This window comes from Embleya sp. NPDC001921, assembly GCF_053594475.1.
In genome coordinates this window covers 163,896-186,869 of the sequence record NZ_JBSFEO010000010.1, presented here as the reverse complement: position 1 = coordinate 186,869, position 22,974 = coordinate 163,896, and the positions used below count along the sequence as shown (strand labels likewise).

Annotated in this window: 14 protein-coding genes and 1 riboswitch; of the genes, 7 read left to right on the top strand and 7 right to left on the bottom strand. The window is 68.9% G+C overall.

Annotated features, from left to right (window positions below):
• The first annotated feature begins 31 nt into the window (after window positions 1-31).
• The 5 genes from ACWCPW_RS14890 (at window position 32) to ACWCPW_RS14870 (ending at window position 6,854) form a co-directional block, all read left to right on the top strand.
• Window positions 32-1,195, top strand: coding sequence for an ATP-binding protein (locus tag ACWCPW_RS14890; RefSeq protein WP_449761924.1), 1,164 nt, complete (start codon window positions 32-34; stop codon window positions 1,193-1,195).
• Between the two features lie 229 nt (window positions 1,196-1,424).
• Window positions 1,425-2,438: an AAA family ATPase gene (locus ACWCPW_RS14885; protein ID WP_449761923.1), complete on the top strand. Its 1,014-nt coding sequence runs from the start codon at window positions 1,425-1,427 to the stop codon at window positions 2,436-2,438.
• Window positions 2,438-3,601: a DUF58 domain-containing protein gene (locus ACWCPW_RS14880; RefSeq protein ID WP_449761922.1), complete on the top strand. Its 1,164-nt coding sequence runs from the start codon at window positions 2,438-2,440 to the stop codon at window positions 3,599-3,601. The genes ACWCPW_RS14885 and ACWCPW_RS14880 overlap by 1 nt, the downstream gene beginning before the upstream one ends.
• Window positions 3,598-5,919 (top strand): DUF3488 and transglutaminase-like domain-containing protein, encoded by a 2,322-nt coding sequence (locus tag ACWCPW_RS14875; RefSeq protein WP_449761921.1) that lies wholly within the window; start codon window positions 3,598-3,600, stop codon window positions 5,917-5,919. The genes ACWCPW_RS14880 and ACWCPW_RS14875 overlap by 4 nt, the downstream gene beginning before the upstream one ends.
• Before the next feature lie 293 nt (window positions 5,920-6,212).
• Window positions 6,213-6,854 carry a hypothetical protein gene (locus ACWCPW_RS14870; RefSeq protein ID WP_449761920.1) on the top strand — a complete coding sequence of 214 codons (642 nt, stop codon included), beginning with the start codon at window positions 6,213-6,215 and terminating at the stop codon, window positions 6,852-6,854.
• Between the two features lie 355 nt (window positions 6,855-7,209).
• Here ACWCPW_RS14870 and ACWCPW_RS14865 read toward each other — a convergent pair whose 3' ends face one another.
• From ACWCPW_RS14865 to ACWCPW_RS14840, 6 genes are all read right to left on the bottom strand, one after another.
• Complete coding sequence (locus ACWCPW_RS14865; protein ID WP_449761919.1) at window positions 7,210-8,736, bottom strand: hypothetical protein; 1,527 nt, start codon at window positions 8,734-8,736, stop codon at window positions 7,210-7,212.
• Between the two features lie 314 nt (window positions 8,737-9,050).
• Window positions 9,051-9,851: an ABC transporter ATP-binding protein gene (locus ACWCPW_RS14860; protein WP_449761918.1), complete on the bottom strand. Its 801-nt coding sequence runs from the start codon at window positions 9,849-9,851 to the stop codon at window positions 9,051-9,053.
• 699 nt (window positions 9,852-10,550) lie between these two features.
• On the bottom strand, window positions 10,551-11,204 hold the full coding sequence (locus ACWCPW_RS14855) for a hypothetical protein (protein WP_449761917.1): 654 nt from the start codon (window positions 11,202-11,204) through the stop codon (window positions 10,551-10,553).
• Entirely contained in the window at window positions 11,204-11,578 is a 375-nt protein-coding gene (locus ACWCPW_RS14850; RefSeq protein WP_449761916.1) for a hypothetical protein, read from the bottom strand. Before ACWCPW_RS14850 ends, ACWCPW_RS14855 begins: the two co-directional genes overlap by 1 nt.
• A gap of 117 nt (window positions 11,579-11,695) precedes the next feature.
• Window positions 11,696-12,742 carry a hypothetical protein gene (locus ACWCPW_RS14845; protein ID WP_449761915.1) on the bottom strand — a complete coding sequence of 349 codons (1,047 nt, stop codon included), beginning with the start codon at window positions 12,740-12,742 and terminating at the stop codon, window positions 11,696-11,698.
• A 741-nt stretch (window positions 12,743-13,483) separates the two neighbouring features.
• A complete protein-coding gene (locus ACWCPW_RS14840) occupies window positions 13,484-14,497 on the bottom strand; it encodes a transglycosylase family protein (RefSeq protein WP_449761914.1) in 1,014 nt (337 codons plus the stop codon).
• A gap of 95 nt (window positions 14,498-14,592) precedes the next feature.
• Window positions 14,593-14,749: riboswitch (cyclic di-AMP (ydaO/yuaA leader) on the bottom strand.
• 803 nt (window positions 14,750-15,552) lie between these two features.
• On the opposite strand from ACWCPW_RS14840, the gene ACWCPW_RS14835 reads away from it, so the two are divergent.
• Window positions 15,553-17,958, top strand: a complete 2,406-nt coding sequence (locus ACWCPW_RS14835) for a hypothetical protein (RefSeq protein WP_449761913.1) — start codon at window positions 15,553-15,555, stop codon at window positions 17,956-17,958.
• Between the two features lie 210 nt (window positions 17,959-18,168).
• Here the strand turns inward: ACWCPW_RS14835 and ACWCPW_RS14830 are convergent, their stop codons facing one another.
• Window positions 18,169-19,005 carry a helix-turn-helix domain-containing protein gene (locus tag ACWCPW_RS14830; RefSeq protein WP_449761912.1) on the bottom strand — a complete coding sequence of 279 codons (837 nt, stop codon included), beginning with the start codon at window positions 19,003-19,005 and terminating at the stop codon, window positions 18,169-18,171.
• A gap of 1,079 nt (window positions 19,006-20,084) precedes the next feature.
• Between ACWCPW_RS14830 and ACWCPW_RS14825 the strand changes: the two genes are divergently transcribed.
• Complete coding sequence (locus ACWCPW_RS14825) at window positions 20,085-22,853, top strand: helix-turn-helix transcriptional regulator (protein ID WP_449761911.1); 2,769 nt, start codon at window positions 20,085-20,087, stop codon at window positions 22,851-22,853.
• Window positions 22,854-22,974: the final 121 nt, after the last annotated feature.

Genomic DNA, 22,974 nt, shown 5'->3' with positions numbered 1-22,974 from the left:
CCGCGAACCTCTCACCATCGGGACCCCCACCATGCTCGTACCCACGGCGCTCCTCGCCCTCCTGTGCGTCGGGAGCGCCATAGCCGCGATCACCGTGCCCTGCATGTTCCGAGCCCGGCGACGAGCCGTTCGAGCGGAGACCGCGCTGCGGATCGGCAGGGCCGAACACGCCCACACCGTCGACGCGCTGACCACCGCGGAGAACAGGGCTCTCCGACGGGAGGGCGGTCTGCGCACCCTCATGGACGAGACGAAGCACCTGGTCGGTGTACGGCTGCCGGGTCTGCTCTCCCACCTGGCGAATCCCGACGAAGCCATCCCGCCGGTCCTGCACCCGCATTTCGCGGAGAGCGAGCCGGAACGGCTGCACCGGGAGCTGATGGACCTCGTGACGGCGGCGGTACACGGGGAACGTGCGGCGACCGAGAAGGCGGCTCGCGAGATCCTGCGACAAACCGCCGCCGATGCCTGGGGCCTGTCCATGGACATGCGTCTGGCACTGCTGAAGGCGCAGCGACGGGTCGCCGACCCCGGCCTGCTCACCCTCGTGTCACGACTGCAGCAGATCAACGAGCAGATCGCGCATCGGTGGTCGATGCTGGCCATCGCGTGCGGGAACGAGGCACCCTCGTCCGACCAATCCGCGGACCTCACGGAAGTCATCGCCGACGCACAAGCGAGGTTCGCACCTCGACAACGGACACGTCCCGTGCACTACATGGACGCGGGCTCTCCGGTCCGTGTTCGCGCCCACGCCGTCGGGCCACTCACCACCGTCCTCGCCGAGTTGCTGCCGAACGGAGAACAGTCCTCGACCAACGGCACCTCCGTGTCGGTGGAGATCCACGAAGTCACCGAGGGGGTGGTCGTGATCATCGAAGACTCCGAAGGCGGCCTGGACGCCGAGGAGCACACATTCGTGGAGCAGGCGCTCTCCGGGAGATCACGCAACCTGCCGACCGAACTCGGGTCCGCGGAACGCGTGGGCTTCACGGCGATCGGCCGCATCCTTCGCGCACATCCGTTGACCGTCGACGTCTCGATACTCGAGCACGGCGGGCTGGCGGCCACCGTCCACATCGGCTGGGAGCTGTTGACCCGACCCGCTGATCGCGACGCCGTTCCTCGTCCGACGTCCGGTGTCGGTGGTCGCGCGAACGGTCAGCGAGTCGGGCAAGTGGCGGATTTTTCCTAGGACCTCGCGGGCCGCTCCCCGCAGTATGGGGCCGCGACCGACGGGTCGCGCGCATCGTGTCGAGACCACCGGCAACACCGCACGCGTTTCACCCCGTGCGACCGCGCGACGGGCCACACCAGCAGGAACGGCGTTCACCGCGACCCGTTGCGCACCCCGATGTCGGCCGGCACGGCGCAAGGGGCGTGCCGTCCCGTCAGCCGCGCGGCGCGAATCGACCTGGAGCACCGTGAGCACTACCGCGAACCCGACGCAGGGCGAGGCATCCGTCGAGGGGGCGTTGCGACTGTTCCGGGAGTGCTTCCGAGCGCTCGGCGACAACATCGCACGGGTGCTCGTGGGCAAACGGGACGCCATCGACCTGACGCTGACCTGCCTGCTCTCCGGCGGACATCTCCTGGTCGAAGACGTCCCGGGCACCGGGAAGACAACCCTGGCCAGGGCGCTGGCGGCCACGTTGGACGCGTCCTGGCAGCGTGTGCAGTTCACTCCCGATCTCCTGCCCTCGGACATCACCGGCGTCTCGATGTACCGCCAGACCAGTGGCACGTTCGAGTTCCTGCCCGGCCCGATCTTCGCCCACATCGTGATCGGGGACGAGATCAACCGTGCCTCGCCCAAGACCCAGTCCGCGATGCTGGAGGTGATGGAGGAAGGTCGCGTCACCGTCGACGGCACCCCGCACGCCGTCCCTCATCCGTTCATGGTGGTGGCGACCCAGAATCCGATCGACATGTCCGGGACGTATCCCCTGCCCGAGGCCCAGCTCGACCGCTTCCTGATGCGCATCTCGCTCGGATACCCCGATCAACTCTCCGAGGTCTCGGTGGCCTCCGGAATGGGCGGCGCGCCGTCGGTGGACGCCCTGCCGGTCATCGCCACCGCGCGCCATATCGAGGAATTCGCCGAACTCGCGAGGCATCGCGTCACCGCGATCGCGTCCGTCGTGGACTACGCGGTGAGCCTGGCCCGTACCACCCGGGAGTCCACACACACCCGACTGGGTGCCGGACCGCGCGGCAGCGTGGCCCTGGTGCGCGCGGCCCGGGTGCGCGCCGCCTCACTCGGCCGGGGACACGTGCTGCCCGAGGACGTCAAGGCCCTGGCCGCGCCGATCCTCACCCACCGCCTGCTGCTGACCCCCGACGCCGAGTTGGCCGGGATCACCGCCGCCGACGTCGTGGCCGAGGCCCTGGCCCGGGTACCCGTCCCTCGACTCGCATCGAGCCGGAACCACGACTGATGCTCTCGCCCAGTGGCCGCGCCGTGCTGTGCACCGGGCTCCTTCTGAGTGGGCTGGGCTGGGGGCTCGGGTACCCGGAAGCCCTGGACCTGGGCACCGCCTGCCTGATCTCGGTCATCGGCGCGGCGGCCTGGGCATATCCGCGACAGTCCATCCAGGCCCGCCGCGAGGTGATACCCGCCAAGGTGGCCCGAGGCGACCCGACCGAGGGAGTGGTGGTGTTGTCCAACACCGGCACGCGCACCGTCCGCGGGCTGCGCGCCGAGGACCTCGTCGCCGGCCGACCGGTCTATCCCGTCGCCCTGCCGCCGGTACGCCCGGGCGAAGAGGTGCGTGCGCGCTATCCGCTGCCTTCCCACACCCGAGGCCGGGTGCCGGTGGGTCCGATGCACTTGATCCGAGGTGATCCGCTCGGGCTGGGCCGACACTCGCGCGTCCACGGCGAGATCGAGACTCTGCTGGTCCGGCCTCGAACGATTCCGCTGCCGGTCCTGCCCGCCGGGCGAACCCATCACCTGGAGGGCCCGACGTCGGACACCGCCCAGGACGGCACGTTGACGTTCCACTCGCTGCGCGATTACGTCCTCGGCGACGATCTGCGCCGCGTGCACTGGAGGTCCACCGCGCGGATGGGGACCATGATGGTGCGCCGCATGGTGGACGTGAGCCTCCCGATCACCACGGTTGTCCTGGACACGGACCCTTCGGCCTACGACGACGCGGGCGGCTTCTCGGTGTTCGAGACCGCCGTGGACGTTGCGGCGTCGGTGGCGTGCGCGGTGGCCCGCAACCGGTTTCCCCTGCGATTTCTCACCGGAGCAGGGGCGTTGGGCGACGACCGGGGTCGCAGTGGGGACGCCGGTCGGCTCCTGGATCTGTTGGCCTTGGTACAGACCGACCCGGGACACACCCTCGCCGCCGCACTCGACGCCTTGGAGCGATCGCGCCACACGGACACCCTGGTCGTGGTCACCGGCACCGCGGCCGGCCTGAGTCGGTTGGGTCGCGTCGGGCGTCGGTACGACCGGGTGGTGGTGGTGCGAGCCGTGGCAGCGGGGGCCGACCGGTCGGCCGCGACCGCCTTGCCGGCAGGCATGGTCGGCATGGATGTCGCGAGCCTGGACGAACTCGGCGCCGCCTGGCGCGCGGAGGCCCTGAGATGACGGCGGCGCGGCCGACGAGAGGGCGTCGGGCACTGCTGCCGGTGGTCGCGCTCGCAGGCTGCGTCGGACTGGCGTTTCACCGTGTCTTCGGCACGCGGGAGGTCCTCGGCGTCACCCTGATGTGCGCCATCGTGCCCACCATCCTGGCGCTCGTGTGTTCGGGAGGGTCACGATCCCGGGACACGCCGGTAAACGCGGCGGAGTACTCACGAGGGTCGCGAACCGGCACACCGCTGTGGCCCTCTCTGATCTGCTCACTCCTCGCGTGGACGTTCACCATGTCCGCCACCCTCTACCGCGACCGCGCCGTCGCCCACATCCTGCCCACCCCCGCCCTGGTGCGGTCCATGAGCGGCGACGTGATCGACGCGCCGCGATCGATCCTGACCACCGTGCTGCCCGCCCCGGCACACCCGGACATGCTGGTGTTGGTGGCCGCGTGCGTGTGGATCACCGCCTTCGCGGGGGCGGAGATCGTGCTGCGTACCCGCATGTCGGCCGCTCCCGCGGCCCCCGCCCTGCTCGCCCTGGTGGTCCCCGTGTTGCTGGGGGTGGGCGGGCAGGGAAGCAACACCGCGGTCGTGTCGGCGCTGACCGCGTCGATCGGTCTGTTGCTGCTCGTGCGATCCCCCACGGCGGGAACATCCGTGCGTATCACCGCTGTCGGGATCCCGGTCGTGGTGGTCATCGTCGTGCTGGTCGGTCTGCTGGGTCCACACCTTCAATCCGCGAGCGCACGCCGGCCCCCCGACCTGCGCGCGAAGGTGGATCCTCCACCGGGCACGCCGCTGCAAGGCATCAATCCACTCGACCGGGTATCGGCGTGGTTGCAGGAACCGGACGTTGCCCTCTTCACCGTCAACGGTGAGAGCGGGCTCCTCCCCACCACGACCGAGGGCTGCTGGCGGCTGGCCGTCCTCGACGACTACGACGGGGTGAGCTGGTTGCCGGCGGCCGGCTTGCGACCGACCGCCGGTCGAGTACCCGGGGAGGGCGGCGCGAGACCGGAATCAAGCGGAAGTTCGGTATACCGCGTGACCGTCCAGGAACTGGACGGCGTGTGGCTGCCGGGAGCCGATCGTCCGGTGCAGGTGACCGCTCCCGGCGTCGAGTTGCTGGTCGAACCGTCCAGTGGCGCGCTGGCCACCGGCTCGGGCCTGCGTCCGGGCCTTCGCTTCGAGGTCGACTCGCGCATTCCCCGGTACGACCCGGACCGTCTGCAATACCTTCAAGCGGCAGCCGATCGGAGCGCGACGGCGCTGCCGCTCGGGGACCCCGGCGGCGCGGAGGACTCCCCCACCGATTTCTTCCGAGAGCGGGCCACGATCGCCACGCAGGGCAGCACGTTCCCGTATCAGCAAGCCCTGCGACTGGCCGATTGGCTGCGCGACAACCACACGTACGACCGAGGGGCCGTGCCGGGTCACTCCTACCGCAACCTGCGATTCTTCCTGGAGACGACGAAGGCCGGAACGTCGGAGCAGTTCGCCGCCGCTTTCGCGGTCATGGCGCGGGCGCTCAATCTGCCCTCCCGCGTGGTGGTCGGCTTCACGCGCGGCAGCGACCGAGGGGACGGCTCGCTCCAGGTGCGCAGCGGTGATGTGATGGCGTGGCCGGAGGTCGAATTCGCCGGTGTGGGATGGGTGCCGTTCTCGCCGATGCCGAGGCCGCTCACCGACTCGAGTCCGTTACCGCGAAGCCCTCAGGAGGCCGCGCCCGAGCCGGTGCAGGGCAAGGCGGTGGAAGGGGACGCCTCGCGCCGCGAGAAGGACGCCCGGATCGCCGCCCAGCCCCGCGCCCCGGCGAATTACAGCAGTGCGCGGCCGACCGGGAACGACTCCTGGGCGCCGCCCTTGTGGTCGATCCCCTTGGTGCTTGCGGGAGCACTGCTGATCGTGCATGTGGCCTTGGCGGCCGCCGCACCGCGGATCAGGCGTCGGAGGCGTCGAGGCCGCCGCGATCCCTACGATCGCGTGATCGGGGCCTGGGAGCAGATCGAGGATCGACTCGTGTCCGCGGGCATGCCCACGGACACGACGCTGACCGTGAGCGAGGTGGCCGGCTACGGAGTGCTTCGTCTCTCCGGGCCGACCGTCCACCAACTGCCCGAACTCGGCGACCTGGTCAACGAACTGGTCTACGGCGGGCGCTCCGCAGCGGCGGCCGACGCGGATGCCGCGTGGCGTCAGTGCGTCGCCGTCGAAGCCGCGGTGCGAGACACGGACGGGCTCCCGAGTCTGCTGACCCGGGCTTGGCGACGCTTGCGTCCCACCCAGGTCTGGTCCGCTCTGCGCGCGACCGGCGGGAGGCGGCGGTGACGACGGATGGCGAACACATCGTGGAGTCGGGCTCGCCGGAGCCCGACGGGAAGGCGTATCGGGGAATGGAAGACCAGGCACTGGCGGAGCCGAGCCTCACACCTCCGCCGGGATGGCCGAGCACGACTCCGCTGAAACCGACGGAATCAGCGAGGTCCGAGTCCGAACCGGAGACATCGGCCGTCGTGTCGGAGACGGACGGGCGTGCCGATCCTCCCGAGCCATCCGACTCGCCCGAGGCATCGACCGCGAACGAGTCACCAGGTTGGGACGATTCCTCGTCCGAACCGTACGTGAATCCGCCTCACGACGAGGAAGGTTCCACGGAAGGCGACGATGCGGACTCGCGCGAGCCGCAGCCCGAACCGGCGGGGGCGTTCGGCTGGGATTTCGCCTCGGCCGCGGGCGAGGCAGGAGACTGGGCCTTCGCACCGCCCAAGAAGCGGCGACTGTGGTTGGTGTTGACGGCGGCCGGAACGTTTCTGGTCGTCGCGGTCGCCGTCGCCTTCGTATTGCTCGCGGGCAACGGGAACTCCGGGAAGGCGGCAGCACCGACCTCGGCGCCGCCGCAAGCCGCCGGCGCGATCGGACCGGAGCTGCTTGCCGCGTATCAACCTCAGCAGGTGACGAGGCGGCGCTACGAAGGGCGCGTCCAGGTGTCGTGGTTGTCTCCGACACGAACCGACGGAATCGTTGGGTATCTCGCGGTCGCCCAGAGCCCCGCAGGCGTCTACCAGGGCTCCTCGACGGTGCGCGCGGACGAACGCATGGCCGTCCTGTCGGGAACCGCCGTGACCGCGGACTCCTGCGTCGTGGTGGTGACGCTGATCAGTGCGGAGCCCGCCATGAAGCTGGCCCCCGGCGAGCCGGTGTGCGCGATGGACAACCTCGGACCGGAACAGGCGGCGCCCGCATCCGGCCCCTCCGGTCCCTGAATCCGGCGGTTCGACGCACGGGGCGCCGCGATTCGAGACCTGGCACAGACCTATGCCCTGCGTCCCACCGCACACAATGCCCTGGCCCGATCAGGCGGTGTGGGCCGGTCCCGTGCCGGGGATCGACACTCGCCGCACGGTGTCGAGTTGCTCCTGAGCGGACCCGATCCGCCGGATCCAGTGGCCATGCTGCTCCCCCGGATCGCCCGAGTCTTCCGTGGAAGGCGGTGTCGGCTCGCTCGGATGTCCGCCGGGCCATCGTCCGGTCCGCAAGCGCGGCTGGAATTGGAAGAACGCGACACTGCTCGTCCGGCCCCGCCGGCGGCACCCCGGTGTCATGTGGGGAGTTCCTACTTCAACGGTCCGTGACAAGGTCCCGCCGTGCGCGCGGCGGTCGTTGGTGACCTCGGTAGAGGATGCCGGAGACCCCGAACAGCACAAGGCCCAATCCGTACATCAAGCCGATGACGAGCCACTGCCAAGCGATCGGCAGATGCAGAGCCAGGAACCACACGGGCGCGATCGTTCCGTTGATCTTCATGATCGTGGGGACGAGAGCCTGTGGAATGCACGCGATCAGTCCCAGAACGATACAGACCCAGACCATCGAGTCCTGCCGTGCGGACGGCCGGTCCGTGGGTGAGGATTCATCCCCTGGCTGCGGGTCCGACGCCCGTCCCGTGCGCATGAGTTGCAAAAGCTCCGGCCCATGAACAGCGATTCCGCGACGAGCCCGCCGATCGCCGTACCAAACCGCGAGGCACGAGATGAGCACGCTCAGCACGACACCGATCCAGACGACGAACACGTTGTCCATGCGTTCCCCGGCGTACATCACGCCGAATGCCGGACAGGCCACGGCGCCCACGCCGACCAGCACGACGAATGCCTGGCCGGTCACGTCTCCGTGGTCCAGGGGAGACGACTTCTTGCGATGCGGATCGGGGCCCGGGACCAGGTGCTCGACGCCGATGAGGAGCATGAGGCCCGCTCCACCCCCGAGCGCCCCGATGGTGGAGGCAACAGCCCAGGGCCACAGGTCCGTTCGGCCGCTCATCAGTACTCCACCGCTCGTGAGGATGATCGAGAGGGGCCCGAACAAGGCGAACCACGCCAACCGGCGACCGCGTACGTCGGCGTCCTCGGCGCCGGGAACGAGAAGGGTCAACCACAGGGCGGTGCCGTCTTGTCCGTACAGGTTCGCGGAGGTGACGGCGGCCATCAAGGCCGTCAGAGCGCCCGCGAACGGCAGGAGCTGCGTCGAGTCGAAGGCGAGCGGAAGCGCACAGGACATGACGGCGAAGGCCGGAGCGGCAACCAGCGTCTGAACACGCAGGGGATCGCGCCACCACGTGCGCCACTCCCTGAGCCAAACCGCGGTGGGGGCTCCGCCCGGGCCCGGTGTGCGCGTCGGCGGCCGCGAGCCGCGCGCGCTCGGGCGTGCCAGACGTCGAGGCCCCAGGGAAAGGGACCACAGCACGAACAAGAGAACGACCACCAGGCACAGACCGGCCAGTTCCGCGACGGCGATACCCCAAGCGGAGCGCCCGGCAGCCTCGATGGCCAACAACCCCCAGCTCGACGGCAGCACCCGTATCGCCAGCGCGACCCGGGACGAGAATCCGCCCGCGAGAACTTCGTCCAGGGCGATGAATACGATCCAGCCCGACTGGCTCGCCACGAGCATCGCGGCAGTGCACAAGCCTGTGACGGCGGCGCCGAGGCGTGACCCGGACACCGCGCGGAGAGCACGCCCGGTGAGCCGAGAGAGCAGGACGACGAACAGGACCTGGATGACCACGACCGGAACGGCCACCATCGCGGGGACCACCCCCAGACGGCCTGCGAACACCACGAGAGCACTGAACGCGACCAGCGCCACCCCCGTCGGGATCCCGACCACGGCCGCCCCGAGCAGGCCCAGCGCCACGGTCCGACGAGGAAGCGGCAGCAGAGCGAAACTCTCCGGACCCAGAATGGGTTCACCGCTCCAGACCGGGCCGAGCATCCACCCGAAGGCCCACATCGCGAGAACCAGGGCGAGGACGTCGACCAGGGCACCGGGCTGCCCGGCTTCGCGCGTGGCGAGCCAAATAGTGCACGTCGCCAGGCACAGCCCGGCGAATGCACCGGTAAGCATCCATGAGGCCCTCGAGTCGGTCATCCGGTGACGGACGACCGCGAGCTTCATGCGAATCAGGACGCCAACCACGTCAGTGGCTCCTCTTGCGATGGTTCGCCTCCCACCAGACCGACGAAGGCGTCCTCCAACGTGCGTCGACCCTTCACCTCGTTCAGCGGACCGGCCGCCACGACATCACCCTTGGCCATCACGGCGACGGTGTCGCAGAGTTCCTCGACCAGCGCCATGACATGGCTGGACAGGAGCACGGAACCGCCGGCTGCGACGAAGCGCCGCAGGATCCTTTTGAGAGTGGCGGCGGAGACGGGGTCGACCGCCTCGAACGGCTCGTCGAGCACCAGGAGTTGCGGAGCGTGCAGCAGCGCCGTGGCCAAGCCGATCTTCTTCCGCATACCCGTCGAATAGTCCACGATGAGCGTGCGCTCCGCGCCGATCAGGTCCATGACGTTCAACAACTCGTCCGTCCGCCGCGCGATCGTGGCGCGGTCGAGGCGGCGTAGCTGCCCCAGATAGGTGAGCAGTTCGCGGCCGGTGAGGTGTTCGGGCATGGCCAGGCCGTCGGGCAGTACCCCCATGAGTTCCTTGGCGCGCGTGCCCTGGTGCCACACGTCGACACCGAACACGTGAGCGCTTCCCTCGTCCGGGCGCAGAAGCCCCACCGCCATCGAGAGAGCCGTGGTCTTGCCGGCGCCGTTCGGTCCCACGAGACCGAAGAAGGATCCTCGTTCGATGGTCAGCTCGATGCCCTCGACCGCGGGCCGACCTCCGAAGAGTTTGCGCAACCCGGCAAGACGCAGGGCCGGCGAGCGCGTCCCAGTGTCCGAAGACCGCACGTCCTCGTTCCGACTGGTCACCGGATCAACCTTCCTTCGTCGGTTCGCTCGGCACCGTCCCGAGGGCATCGCGCGGCCGGCGAGGAGGGAAGGACGGGGACATCGGTCAAGGCATCGTCGAGCCGCGCGACCGCGTCGAGCCAGGATAAACACGCCCGATCGCCGATCCGGGCTCGGAGACGTGCACGGAGAGTCGAGCACGGACGCGGACGGCTACGGCTAGCCATGGCTTTCGCCGGGGGCTCCGGACCGGTTGCCGCGTCGGCTCATGACGGCTGGGCATCGCGCCCGGTCGACCGAACTTTCGAGCAACGACGCGTGAGCCGGTCGGCTCCGATACTCCGACACTTCTCGGAGTGTCGGAGCCGACCGTGCGTGGCCGCCGCAGCGGTGCGTGAACGATCCGCCTGCGCAACGGAATCCGAACTCGGACGGGTTGCGTGGGCGGTGAATCACCTGACGGTCGCGGAGTCGAACCACCAACTTCGCTGCGGTACACCGGGTCCGTCGACGACGCGACCTCGGAATGTCAGTGCGGACTCCGCGTCATTCAGCCGCAGTTCCGCCGGCTGTCGCGTTTATCCAAGTCGGCACGCTGGTGTGAATCCATGATGGAGTCATGTCTTGCGGCTTGTCGCGCCGCAAGCCCGGCGCGGCTCGGTGGCGAGGGAAAACCTCAACGGCCACGGCGCATGGTCGCGGACGGCATGAACGGGTCGCTCACAAGGTGGCCTGAGCGGAGTTGTCGTCCCGTGCGTCGATCCGCGGGAGACGACAACTATTGATGTGTGCCGTGAGGCCCTTCGCGGTCGTGAAGGCGACGTCCTGGGCCATGCACGGCTCATGTGTGGTGCATCGGTGGGTGAGGATCCCGGCGGGATCGCCCCAGCGAATGTCCCAGACCTTCGCACCGTCGTGGACCATATCGGCGTGCGACGTGCGATGTGCGTACGCGATGGCCATGGGCTTACCCCGTGCGGACCGATGGGGAAGTGGGCAAACAACCTCGGGCTTTCCCGTCGAAGAACCGGGAAGGGAATGCTCGTCACTCGCGGAGCGCGCGTCCGTCACCTGTGGTTCGGGCGCGCTCGGATGACGCACGGACTCGGTGGCGCCCGCCTGCGCCACGACCGTCCCCGAATCGTCGATTTGGTCGATCGCGGCGTCGACGACCTCGCGACGACGCGTGTCGGGTAGATTCTGCCCCCGGTCATACAGCGCCACGACATCCGACAACGCCGTCTCGCATCGAGCGCACAGGTCGACTCGGCGGGCAGGGCCGTCCAGCGCCAGCGTGTGAGACGTGACCGCCGGCACGTCGAGGATGCCGTACATATCGCACCAGTCACAGATGCTCGCGATCGTCTGTGCCATCAGACCCCGCCCTTGCCTGCGCGATTGCGCCGATCGACTGCCCGCTTCTCCGCCGCGTCGATTCCGATGCGGATACTGGCCACGCGCAGCACACCGCGACCGTCACCGGTGATTCGTCCGCGACCAGGGGGCATCTGGTACCCGTCCGGATAGTCGTACGTGTTCGAAACGATGCGTCCGAACGAGTCCAGGACTTGGTGTCGCTTCGTGGGGCAGCGCCGGCAACGAAGGACACGGTCGAAGCCGCCATCCTCGACGACTCGCGCGCTGTGGGGTCCCCAGTTGTGTCCGAGTTCGCGGCACTGCAGCCAGGAGGCGGGTATGTCGGCAGCGTAACTGCGCACGGAATCCAGGTCGGCCTGTTTCGAATCCATGGGCGGCACTGTAGTGACCACCACGTCCCCGGACCAGGATGGGTTCTTGGGTCTCCTCTCCTTTCCCGGGTCAAGGGGTTCGGCGCCGCGCGACCGGATCGCGGCGGGCGAAACTACTCATCGGTCGCCCAGGAAGGGATAGAGGATGACGTGGTCGGGGGTGTTGGCGGACGGGGAGTGGAACAACGCCACGTCGCCGAGCAAGGGGCCGACGGGCGCGACCACATCATCCGGGAGCACGTCGGTACGGCCGGTGGCAATGTCCAGAGTGGCCCCCAGGGGAGGCATGTTCTTCAGGCGATCGTCGTACTTGGTCTTCTCCAACGTGCCATAGGCAAGACCGCGGTCGGTCACCGTGGCGAAGGTGACGCCCTTGAGTTTCTCGTCCGGCCCGAGACAGACTGCTCGTCCGGCGGACACATCGGCTACGAGTGGGCCCGCCGCCACGTATCGTTCGTTGGGTGACATCGTGGCTACGAGGGGAAGTTCCTTTGTCTCGCGAAGGATATCGGGAAACACGGTGCACCCCACCGAGGTGATGACGTTCCCCGTGTGAAGATCGTGCAACGCATAAAGCACGGGATCGCCCGATAGGGGGTTCTGGTCACGTTTCCACCAAAGGGCCACCAGCGCCGTCGAGGTCGTGGCGAGCGGTATCCCCATCGGATGATCGGCGGGGGCGAAGCCTGCGCTGGACCACTTCCCGGCTATGCCGAACTCGCTGACGCAGTTCTTGCACAGGCCGCTCGAGGACGCGCCATCGGAAGTGGTCTGGCCGAGGATCCCGGCCCTGGTCGGTCTCAGCATCCGCGTGGTGACCGTGCAGGGGGAGTTTCGCTCCGGGCAGGTCGCGTTCGCCTTGGTGGTGGCGGTCACACTGGTCGAGGCTCCCGTCAGCGGGTCCCAGAGGATCGATGCGGGCGCTGTCGTCCCGGAGGCGACCGGAGAGATCAACACCCCCGCGTCGCCGATGCGCAGGCCCGCGTCCCGCTCGTGCTCCTCGACCTCGCGTTGGAAATGTCGGGTCGGCTTCACCTGGTTGCCCGAACCGGTCGTCGGAAACGAATCGATGCTCACTACGCGCTGTGCGCGAACCCGTCCGGACTCCGGCGTGGTTCCCCGGCGGACGAGAAGAACGTACTCGCCTGCCTCGGTATTCAACACGTGCAGTTCGGGTGGATCCTGCTCGAGCAGTGTGCCGGGCCGTTCCGACGACCATAGAACCGCTCCGGTTCGGGCGCTGCGGCTTACCACGACGGGAACTTCAGGTTTCTTGGTGGGACTTGCACTCTTGCTGGGCGGCCCACCCCTCGGGGGAACGTCGTCTTTGTCCTCATGCGCGTCGTGAACATCAACGATGGCTCCCGCCTTCGGAGCCAAGGCGAATACGCGACCGACTTCGTCGAACGCGTGACCTCGCGTGTTGTCGAACCCCCCGGGCACGTTCAGTCTCTCGCTGGTCGGAGACGAAGGTGCCACTGTGGGGTTGAGCGGCTTTCGACTACCCGTCGAAGCCACGCACGCGGTCAGGACCAATGAAGTCGCGACAGCGACCGCGACACTGCCCAGCCTGTTTCCGGCCTGCAAGGTCTTGCCCCTCCACCTGACCGCTTCGGCGTGTGTTCGTGCCACTCGTCGCGAACGTGTGTCGAACCGGGCGGCTGGTACCGGCCGTTCGGGCGACGGCCGTCGCGCGGTCATCCTGCGGACCGGGGCCGGGAGAAGTGGTGCATGCGCCTACCGTCACAGTTCCCCGGCTCGGCTAGACCGGAAAAAGACGCCATGCCGAGGTCGTGTCGCTGCCCGCCCAACGAGGGCCGCGGGCTCGGGGCGGGCGGCTTGCCCGTTCAGGATGAATCGGCAAGCCGCCCGCAGTCGTGTCCGCCGGCACGCGTGTATGGCGCGTCATCGCGTGGGGCGAGTCGCCCCGGTGATGGCCATATAGTCGAAGCGCTCGTACTTCACGACCGAACCCGGGTGTGGCGCGTGAATGATGCGGCCCCCTCCGACGTAGATGCCGACGTGCCCTGCGGAGCGGTAGAAGATCAGATCCCCCGGGAGCAATTTTGCTACGAGCGCGGGCACTCTCTTTCCCTGCGCGAACTGGTCGTAGGTGACTCGCGGAATCGAAACACCGGCGGACTGCCAGGCCCTTTGCACAAGTCCCGAGCAGTCGAACGATCCGGGGCCGTCGGCTCCCCACTCATATGGCTTGCCCAACTGCTTCTTCGCGAAGTCCACCGCGGCAGCGGCTTTGGACGAGGTCGCGGCGAATTCCACTCGCGTTGTCGATGCGGGCGGCGTGGGTAGTTGCGTCGGTGAAACCGATTGCGTGGACGTTTCGGAGGTGCCGGTGACGCGCAGGAGAGTGCCCGGGTAGATCAGGTCCGGGTCACGCCCAATGGTGGAGCGATTCAGGTCATAAAGCGTTTGCCATCCCCCCGATACCTTCAAGGCACCGGCGATTCGGAACAGCGTGTCCCCGGACCTGACCCGGTAGGTGGACGCTTCGGTCGCCGGCGCGGGTTCCCGTGTTCGCGGCTGGACCTGCACGGTCGGCGCCGGTGTCGGCGCCGATGGCGCTGCGGGCGTCGATGCGGGTGTGGTCCCGGATCTGGTCAGGCCCGCCTTTCGAGAGCATTGTGGCCAGGCGCCCGGCCCCTGGCCCGCCAGGATCTTCTCCGCCACGGCGATCTGTTCGCTCTTGGTCGCGAGGTCGGCACGTGCGGCGTAGCGTATGCCGCCGAAGGCGGTCCAGGTGCTCTGGGCGATCTGAAGTCCGCCGTAGTAGCCGTTGCCGGTGTTGATGGCCCAGTCGCCCGAACTCTCGCAGGCCGCCACCTTGTCCCAGACGGCGGCGGAGGCGGCCGACGCGTGGTTTGCGAACAAGGACGGGACCACGAAGGCCGCGGTGGCCACCGAGGCGAGTCTGCCGCCACGTGACGATTTGGGACGTACTCGGCGATGCCGCCCAGAGGCTACTCGACGGTGTCGCCCGGTTCCGGAATGCATGGGTGCTCCCTCTCCCACGCCTGCGGGGTGAGCTGTCGGGTTCGGGCCGGAGTTGCCCGGTCGCGCTCTGGCGACTTCACCCCAACCGACGTCGGATCAGCCCGACGCGGTGCCGTGCCTGGTTCCCCCGCTCCTGCCTGCGAATGTCGAGTCGTACGATCGCCGGTGGCAGGATTGGGCGTGCCGACGAACGATATGCGTGTGGCCGAACCCTCGCCGGAAGGCCCGTCGTCGGACCTGACGGATTCCAGGTCTGGCCCGGCGGCGACGTTTGCGCGATCTCTTTTCCGGTATTCACGCGAGGCTTCGTGACGGCCCACCAAGGCTTCGCCGTGCGATGGGCTTGACGGTCCGGGAGTACAGCCCCCGGGGCCTCAATTCTGCGAGGGAGATCCGGCACGCATAGGAGAAAAGCGACGCCGCGGCCAGGTCACTGACTGTCGATGAGGATGCGCAGGCGGTAAGCCGGGACCCTGTGGCGAGCACGCCGTTAAGCAATTCCCATTGCTTTTCGGTCAGTTCCCGGTCGATTTCACGATTCCGTCGTGTGCGCCCGGCGGTTCCGGCACGGCGTCGACTCGGCGTGTTTCTCCTGTCGCGTACCCGACACCGGCAGGCATGCTTCGTATGCTGCCAGGCTCGGAACATGGACGGGGTTGTGCCTGTCGGTGGGCTCGGTACGTGCCCACCTTCATCGCGCCACCGGACACGGAGCGGGGATCGGGAGCTTCGAGCCCGATCACCCGCACCCGGCCTCGCCGCGCGCAGGACGGTGGACTCGTGCGGTCCTGGAAGCCGACAGGGAACGGGGGAGAATGACCATGTTCCAGCGACGGCCGCCCGCTTCGAGCGGAATCGGGCCTGACGCGGACGGATCGAAGGCAGATACGGGTACAGGTCCCGGCGGACGCGCTCGACGTCTCGTCGAGAGCGTGCGTCCAGGGCGCAGGAGCCCCACGGCGATGATCGCCGTGCTCGCGACCGGGGCACTGGTCGCCGCTTCGGTGGTCGTCGGGGTCGGTGCGATGGGTGCGGATGCCGCCGTATCCGATGTCGGTGCCTGGTTGCCGAGCAACGCCAAGGGCCATGTGACGCACGTGAACGGTTTGTCCGGGCAGGTCGACGGCCGCGTGGCACTGCCCCGTTCGGGTGACTCCGCTCTGGAGGTGAGCAGCGACGGGAGCACCGTCCTGGTCCTGGATCAGAAGACGGGGCGGGTCAGCCGCATCGACGCCGGGCAGCTCACGGTCGCGCAGACCTCGGATGCCGGGAACCCCGCCGACGACATCGCCACCGGTGGTGGGCACGCGTGGCGTATCGCCGCGAGCAAGGGCACGGTCCAGGCGATGGACCCCGTCACGCTCGCGCCCCTGGGCATCCCGGTCGATCTCGGCGCGAAGCCGCTCGGACGCGCGCAGGTGGATGCCGCGGGGACGCTGTGGGTGCCGATCTCGTCCACGGGCGAGGTCGTCCCGGTACGCGAATCGCAAAAGGGCACACCGGTCAAGGTGGCGGAACCCGGAGGCAGGGTCCTGGTCACTCTCGCGTCCGGTCGCATCGTCGTCACCGACGTGGTCGGTGGCAAGGCGATGGTCGTGACGGACGCGGGTGTCGGTCTGTCGATCACCTTGCCCACCGACATGTCCAAGGGCTCCGGGGACAAGCTCATGACGCCGGATGTCACCGAGGGCACGGTGGTGCCGATCCTGGCGTCGGACACCGGAACGTTGACGCTCGTCGACATCGGCAGCGGCTCGGTGAAGGCGGTTCCGCTGCGGGTCGACAACCACGAGTACGGCGGCCCCCAGGCGTTGGGCGCACGGGTCTACGTACCCGATCGCACCACCGGCTCGCTGCTCGTGTACAACACCGCACACGCCAGGTTCGAGACCTCGGTCAAGGTCACCGGTGTTCCCGGTCCCTTGCAGATCACCGTTCGCAGCGGCCTGCTGTGGGCGAACGACTCGAACAACTCGACGGCTGCCGTGGTCAACGTCCAGGGGCAGGTGCACGAGATCGGCAAGGACGGCGCGCCGGGTCGCGAGGCGCCGGGTGACCAGGCGCCTCCCGGTGAGACCGTTCCGCCGTCGACGGCGCCGTCCACGCCGGCGCAGCGCTCCCCCGGGGCTTCGACCTCGGCCGCGCCGCAGGATCCGTGGAGGGATCCGACCCCTGAGGGTCCCGAGTCCGTGCCGACGGAGCACTCCTCGGCGCCTTCGGAGGTCGTGCCGAGTACGCCGGTAACCGACATCCGTACGCCGAAAGCGGATCGAACGCCGGGGTCCGACCCGCCGAAGCCACCGCGTCAGGTCCCGGGACCGACGGTGACCGTGACCATGACCGAAACGCCGTCGTCGGCTCCGGTGAAGCCCGCCAAGCCCACCCGGTCCGCGACCGCGGCCGAATCGAAGACGACCTCCACCAAGCCGGCGACGCCGGGCAAGCCGTCGCAGTCGTCGAGTCGTCCCACCACGCCCGCTTCATCGCCGCCGGTCGAGACCCCGGCGCCGATGAAGCCGCCGGGTGTGCCCCAGGCGGCGACGAACGGTGGCAAGATCACGCTGACATTCACCCCGGCGGCCGGAGCGACTCCGACGCGCTATCGTCTCGGCGGCGCGGCCGAGGGCCTGGCCCACACCCCGGACTCGATCGCCCCCGGTGGCGCGAAGATGTTCACCGTGTCCGGCGGCAAGTGCGGAACCGAGTACAGCTTCTTCATCATCGCCGACTATCCGAACGGATCGGTGAACTCGGCTCACTCCACCCCGATTCAGCCGTGCACCGCCCCGACCGCGCCCAAGGATCTGAAGATCGCCCTCGCCCAGGGCGGGCACGGGGCAACCCTGAACTGGAGCGCCCCCGGGAACACCGGCGGCTCACAGGTGTCCTACCAGGTGGCGGTCGAGGGCGCGCCGGCCGCCACGGTCACCGCCGCCACGCACGTGGCGGGGCAGTTGAAGAACAGCCACAAGTACCCCGTCTCGATCGTGGCGAAGAACGCCGCGGGCAGCAGCCCGGCGCTGGCCGGAACCATCGACCTGACGCCTCCGTCCGCCGAGTTCAACGTCGGACCCAACATCAACAACGGGGTGACCATCGGAATCCACCCGGGGCCCCGGGTCTCCGCTCGCAGCCCGCAGATTCCGGCCGGTTACACCGGCAAGATCGTGGTGCACTGCCAGACCCGGGGACAGAAGGTGACGCGCGATCGGGGCGACGAGCCGTCCAGCCCCAGTGACATCTGGGACAAGGTGACGTACTCGGGGGGAGGAGCCCGCGTCGACGGATACATGACCGATCTGTATGTGAGGACGCCCAACGCGGCCGCCGGAACCTTCTCGTCGGCCCGGCTGTGGACATGTGACTGACCGGGAAGCACATGGCGGCCGGCCGGACATGAAACGATCGGCTGTCGCGGCGAAGAGGTTCGCCGCGACAGCCGATCGTCGCGTTGTGGGGCTGGTCGTCGAGCGTGCGGTGGTGCTCGGAGTCGTTGTGCTCACGCCCACGATCCGCTGGGGAGACGGCTCGGTACGGTCGGCCGGCCCTGCCGCGTCAGCGGAGTCGCAAGACGAGCTTCAGGCTGCGCGTTTGGTGGCCGTGGTGGCCGTGGTGGCGCGGGCCGCGGCCGCCGGCGTCCGGGCGCAACTGCGTGCGTAGGAGGACGGAGTGACACCGACGATCTGTGTGAAGTCTCGCGCGAAGTGCGACTCGTCGAAGTAGCCGAGTTCGACCGCGATCTCCGTCCATCGCTGCGGCATTCCACAGGCCAGGCGTGCGGCGGCCGTCTGGAGGCGGTATTGCCGGAGCAGCCATTTCGGCGAGATTCCCAAATAGTGGCGAAACAGACGCTGCAGCGACCTGGTGGACAAATGACTCTTCTTGCACACCTCACTGACGCGTGTGATCGATTGCTCGTCACGCATCATGTGGACTATCTCCTCGACACGGCTCAAACTCTGGTCCCGTTCCTCGCCGCGTACTTCCCGGACGCGTGCGCGCAGGTGCCGCTCGGCCACGGTGATCAGTGACCTCGTGTCCGTCGCGGCGCCGAGTTCCTCTTCGAGCCGGAGCGCCGCCGCTCCCCAGGCCTCGGTCAACGGCTTTGACCTGTCGGTGTATTGCACGGCCGTTCCGCCCAGCAGGCCGAGGGCGGCGCCGGGTCGAAAGGCCATGCCGAGAACGCTTCCGGTTCCGGAAAGACGCACGTTCAGGCGCTTGCGCTGCACGCCGTAGGCCGACACCCGGCCGGCGCGCAGGACGAGGTTGGTCTCGGGGCGGCCGATGAAGACCGCCGACCCCTGCTGCCCAGGGGGGACCTCCCAGCGCACGGTCCAGAAGCGGTCGACCAGGTCGACGAGTTCGCTCCCACACGGATGCACATCGGCCGACACCTCCACGTTCCGCGTGCCCACGATTCCTATCGCGGGCAGAACCGACCAACGTATGTCGCTCAGGGTGGGGTACTGCATGGGGACTCCGATCGAGCCGGCGCCTGATCCCGCGGGCAGAGAAACAAGCCGTCGCGTCAGGCGCCGACCACAGTGTGGTCGGCACTATCGAGCGTGTGGCGGTTCGCCGTAGCGGTCAGCCGGCAGCGGGAGACGCACGCCGGCGGAGAAGTCGGCTGTGTCGTCGATCGTCCCGGGCCGGCGCGACCGTCCCTGTCGCGGACCGACAGCGGTCTTGGCCCGAGTCGACGATTCCTCTGTCGAGGTGCGGAGTTGCCCGGATTCGACTGCGACACCCGCCCCGCGCGATCCCCGGTTCGACCGTCCGGTCCCGGTGCGACACGCGCCCGTCGACGGCAGGGTCGTGCCTCGGACTCTCGCCCGGTGCGCTGCGCGGCCCGGGCACGGTCGTGCCGACCGTGAAGGGGCCCGTGGGTATCGGTGTGCGTGGCTTGAGAGAAGCCATGCCGATGGTGGAGTTCATGGATTTCTTCGCGTTCCCCGTTGCTCGACGTTTGAGGGATGGTCGAGCGAGTGAAGATCTTGTGATTGCCGTAGAACCCTGTCGCGATCACCCGTCGGGAGCATGGCCCAGGTGGCCTATTTCTGGGCTGTGCACTGTCGCGTCGCGGCGTTCGCGCAGTACACGCGCGTAGCTCCGTCGCCGACCGGGAGCAGTCGGACACTTGGCGTGTTTGTCCGATGCCGCCGACGACGGGCGGATCATCATGTAGGTGTGGCGACCGAGGTTGCCTGTGCCCTCACCGGAGCCGCTCCGTGCCCCGTGGTGTCATCCCACGGGTGAGCACGTGACGGGGCGCGGCCCTGTGCGGCGCGACGGGGACGGCCTGGTGTGAGGCACCCCAGCGGTCGGCTCGAAGACGAAGCGGAGTTCGTCCCGGCGTCTTCGTCCCGGGACGAGCCCAGCCCCATGGAGGCGGACCCATCAGCACTCTAGGTTGTGACGCACGACGGCGAACCGCGACCGGGGGGCGGGAGCGCGCGTGCGTCGTCGGTGCAACGGCATTCTCGTGGGACCACACATGACCCCCGGTCCCCGGCTGCGGAAGCCTTGGGCATGGCCCGACCCCTCCACTTCCTTCGTCGGACGATGCCACGAACTGACCGAACTCGCAAAATTGTTCGAGAGTGGGCGACGGCTGGTCACGTTGGTCGGGCCCGGCGGCATCGGCAAGACGCGGCTCGCGGTGCGCATCGCCGCCTCGGTCGACGGCGACGTCGACCGGGCCGCGTTCGTGGATCTCGCGACGGTCACGGATCCGCGCATGGTCGATGCCGCCATCCTGGACGCCGTCGCGGTCACGGCCCAGGCGAGTCGCCCTCGACTGACGGCCGTGGTCGAGGGCTTCGCGGATCGGCGCGGCCTGCTCGTGCTGGACAACTGTGAGCACCTGCTCTCCGAAACCGCCCGGATCACCGATGTCCTGATGTCGCGCTGCCCGCGCCTGCAGGTCCTGATCACCAGTCGCGAGCCGCTCGGACTCCCCGGGGAGACCGTGTGGGTGGTGCCACCGCTGACCTTCGAGGTCAACGGATGCGCCGACGGGCACGGGCGCGAACGCAGCGACGCGGCACAGCTGTTCGTCGATCGTGTGCTGTACGGGGACCCGCAACAACGCCTGACGACGGCCGAGTCGCGCATGGTCGACGACGTCGTGCGCGAGCTGGACGGCATCCCCTTGGCGATCGAACTGGTCGCGGCCTACGCCCGGACGACGGCATTGGCCGACATTCGTGCCTCGGTCCACAAGTGGCGGCTGATGGCCGACGATCCCACCCGAGGGGAACGGCACCGAACGATGCGGCGGTCATTGGACTGGAGCCACGCCTCCCTCTCCCCCGCCGAGGCAGTCCTGCTCCGACGGCTGTCGGTGTTCGCCGGCGGCTGGACGCTGGAGGCCGCGGAGCAGGTGTGCGCCGGCGGCCCCCTGGCCGAGTCGGTGATCCTCGACGCGTTGACCGGCCTGCTCGACAAGTCCCTGGTGACGATCCGCCACGGCACCTCGACCGTTCGATTCGACCTGCTCAGGGCGGTGCGCGAGTACGCCGCCGAACAACTGACGGACCGGGAGAGCGCGGAACTCGCCGTTCGCCACCGACGCTATTTCCTGGCTCTGGCCGAACGTACGGACGTACGCCGGGCAACGGAGGGCCCCACTCCTCACGAGCACCTCGACCGGGAGGCCCCCAACCTGCGCACCGCACTGGACGCGGCATGTCGTGACGGCTCGACGGACGCGCTGCGGATCGCCGCCGCGCTGGCCTTCCACTGGCGCATCAGGGGCCGTTTCGCGGAAGGGGCGAACGCCTTGGCGCAAGCCCTCGCATCGGCTCCCAAGACGGCGAACGAGGCCAGGGCCACGGCATTGGCAATGCACGCCACGCTGGTGTTCTGGACAGGAGACCTGGCACGCGCCAAGCTCAGCGCCCGAGGGGCGATCGAGGTCGCCCGGGCCGTCGGGGATCGCCGGGCCCACGCACACGGCCTGGCCAGGCACGCGACGGCGGTGATGATGGCCCATCCGCGCCGGGCACAGCCGTCGCTGCGCCACGCGGTGGCCCTGGCACGGGAGATCGACGATCCGGTCGCGCTGTGCGATGGACTGGGTGGCTTGGCGATGAGCTACCACTGGCAGGACGACTTCCCCCGCATGACCGAGGCGATTCGGCAGGGCGACGAGGTCGCCGCCTCGATCGGGTTGGACAGTGCGCTCTTCTGGAGTTCCTGGGCCCTGACGCATCGAGCACGGTTGACCGAGGGGCCCCGGGCGGCGCGCGCCCAAGCCGCCGAGATGGTCGCCCTGGTGAACCAGAGCGACGCTTTGGCGCGTAGCGTCGCGACGGAGGTCACCGCCATCCTCGACGTCATGGGCGGAAATCCCGCGCGGGCCTACGCCCTCACCAGTGCGCAGGCGGCTCGTTCGGGTCAAGAGGCGCTGCGTTGGGGTACCGGAATGCTGCTGCACGCGATGGGGCTGGCGAAAGTCGCGTCGGGAGACTTCGACGCCGCCCGCGGGTTCGGGGAGCGGTTGTACGCGCAGGAGGAGAACGGAGCGGGATACCTGGCGTGGCACGCCCAGGAGATCCTCATGTTGACGGCCCTGGCCGCCGGCGACTCCCAGGCCGGTCGATGGCACGCCGACCGCATCGTCGCCCTCGCGGATCACCTCGGCAATCGGCGTGCCGAGACGGTCGCCCGCGCGGGGCTGGCCCGGGCCGCGTTGCTGGATCGCGATCTCGTGGACGCGGACGCGTGCGCGCAGGAGGCGCTCGCCGCGTGTGTGCGACACGGTTGGTGGGTCGACGCTCTCGGCATCGTCGAGGTCGTGGCCGCGGTGGCGCTCGGACGAGGTCAACCCGACCGCGCCACACGCCTGTTCGCGGGCGTCCGCGGCGCGCGTGCCGATCGGGGGCTGGTGCGTTTTCGATCGGAGGACACCTTCTGGGAGGCGCGTATCGACGACGCCCGCTCCGCACTGGACGCCGCCACCCTCGCGAGGGCGGAGTCCGCCGGCGCCTCGCGGTCGCTGGAGCAGACGGTGGAATACGCGGGCCGGGGCAGGGGAAGTCGAAGACCTCGCGGGCGGGGATGGACCAGCCTCACCCGGATGGAACGCCAGGTTGCGGACCTGGCCGCGCAGGGACTGCCGAACGCCGCCATCGCCGCGGAATTGTTCATCGCCCTGGGCACCGTCAAGAACCATCTGGCACACGTCTTCGGCAAGCTCGAGATCACCAATCGCACCGAGCTCGCGGCCCGCAGGGACCACTTGAGTCGCGTTCCGGAGTAGCACGCGCAGCCGCGCCGACGAGCAGCGGACCGCGTCGACGCCGCCCATCGTTCGGAGTGGCCGGCGGGTGTGTCCGTCGACGTGTATTTCCTATGGTCAGGCGCGCGGTCCGGCTAGATTT

Bases quoted from the DNA above. Each gene is read 5' to 3' on its own strand.
- ACWCPW_RS14890 (WP_449761924.1), top strand. From the start codon at position 32: ATGCTCGTACCCACGGCGCTCCTCGCCCTCCTGTGCGTCGGGAGCGCC.
- ACWCPW_RS14880 (WP_449761922.1), top strand. From the start codon at position 2,438: ATGCTCTCGCCCAGTGGCCGCGCCGTGCTGTGCACCGGGCTCCTTCTG.
- ACWCPW_RS14875 (WP_449761921.1), top strand. From the start codon at position 3,598: ATGACGGCGGCGCGGCCGACGAGAGGGCGTCGGGCACTGCTGCCGGTG.
- ACWCPW_RS14855 (WP_449761917.1), bottom strand. From the start codon at position 11,204: ATGGCACAGACGATCGCGAGCATCTGTGACTGGTGCGATATGTACGGC.
- ACWCPW_RS14850 (WP_449761916.1), bottom strand. From the start codon at position 11,578: ATGGATTCGAAACAGGCCGACCTGGATTCCGTGCGCAGTTACGCTGCC.
- ACWCPW_RS14835 (WP_449761913.1), top strand. From the start codon at position 15,553: ATGATCGCCGTGCTCGCGACCGGGGCACTGGTCGCCGCTTCGGTGGTC.
- ACWCPW_RS14825 (WP_449761911.1), top strand. From the start codon at position 20,085: ATGACCCCCGGTCCCCGGCTGCGGAAGCCTTGGGCATGGCCCGACCCC.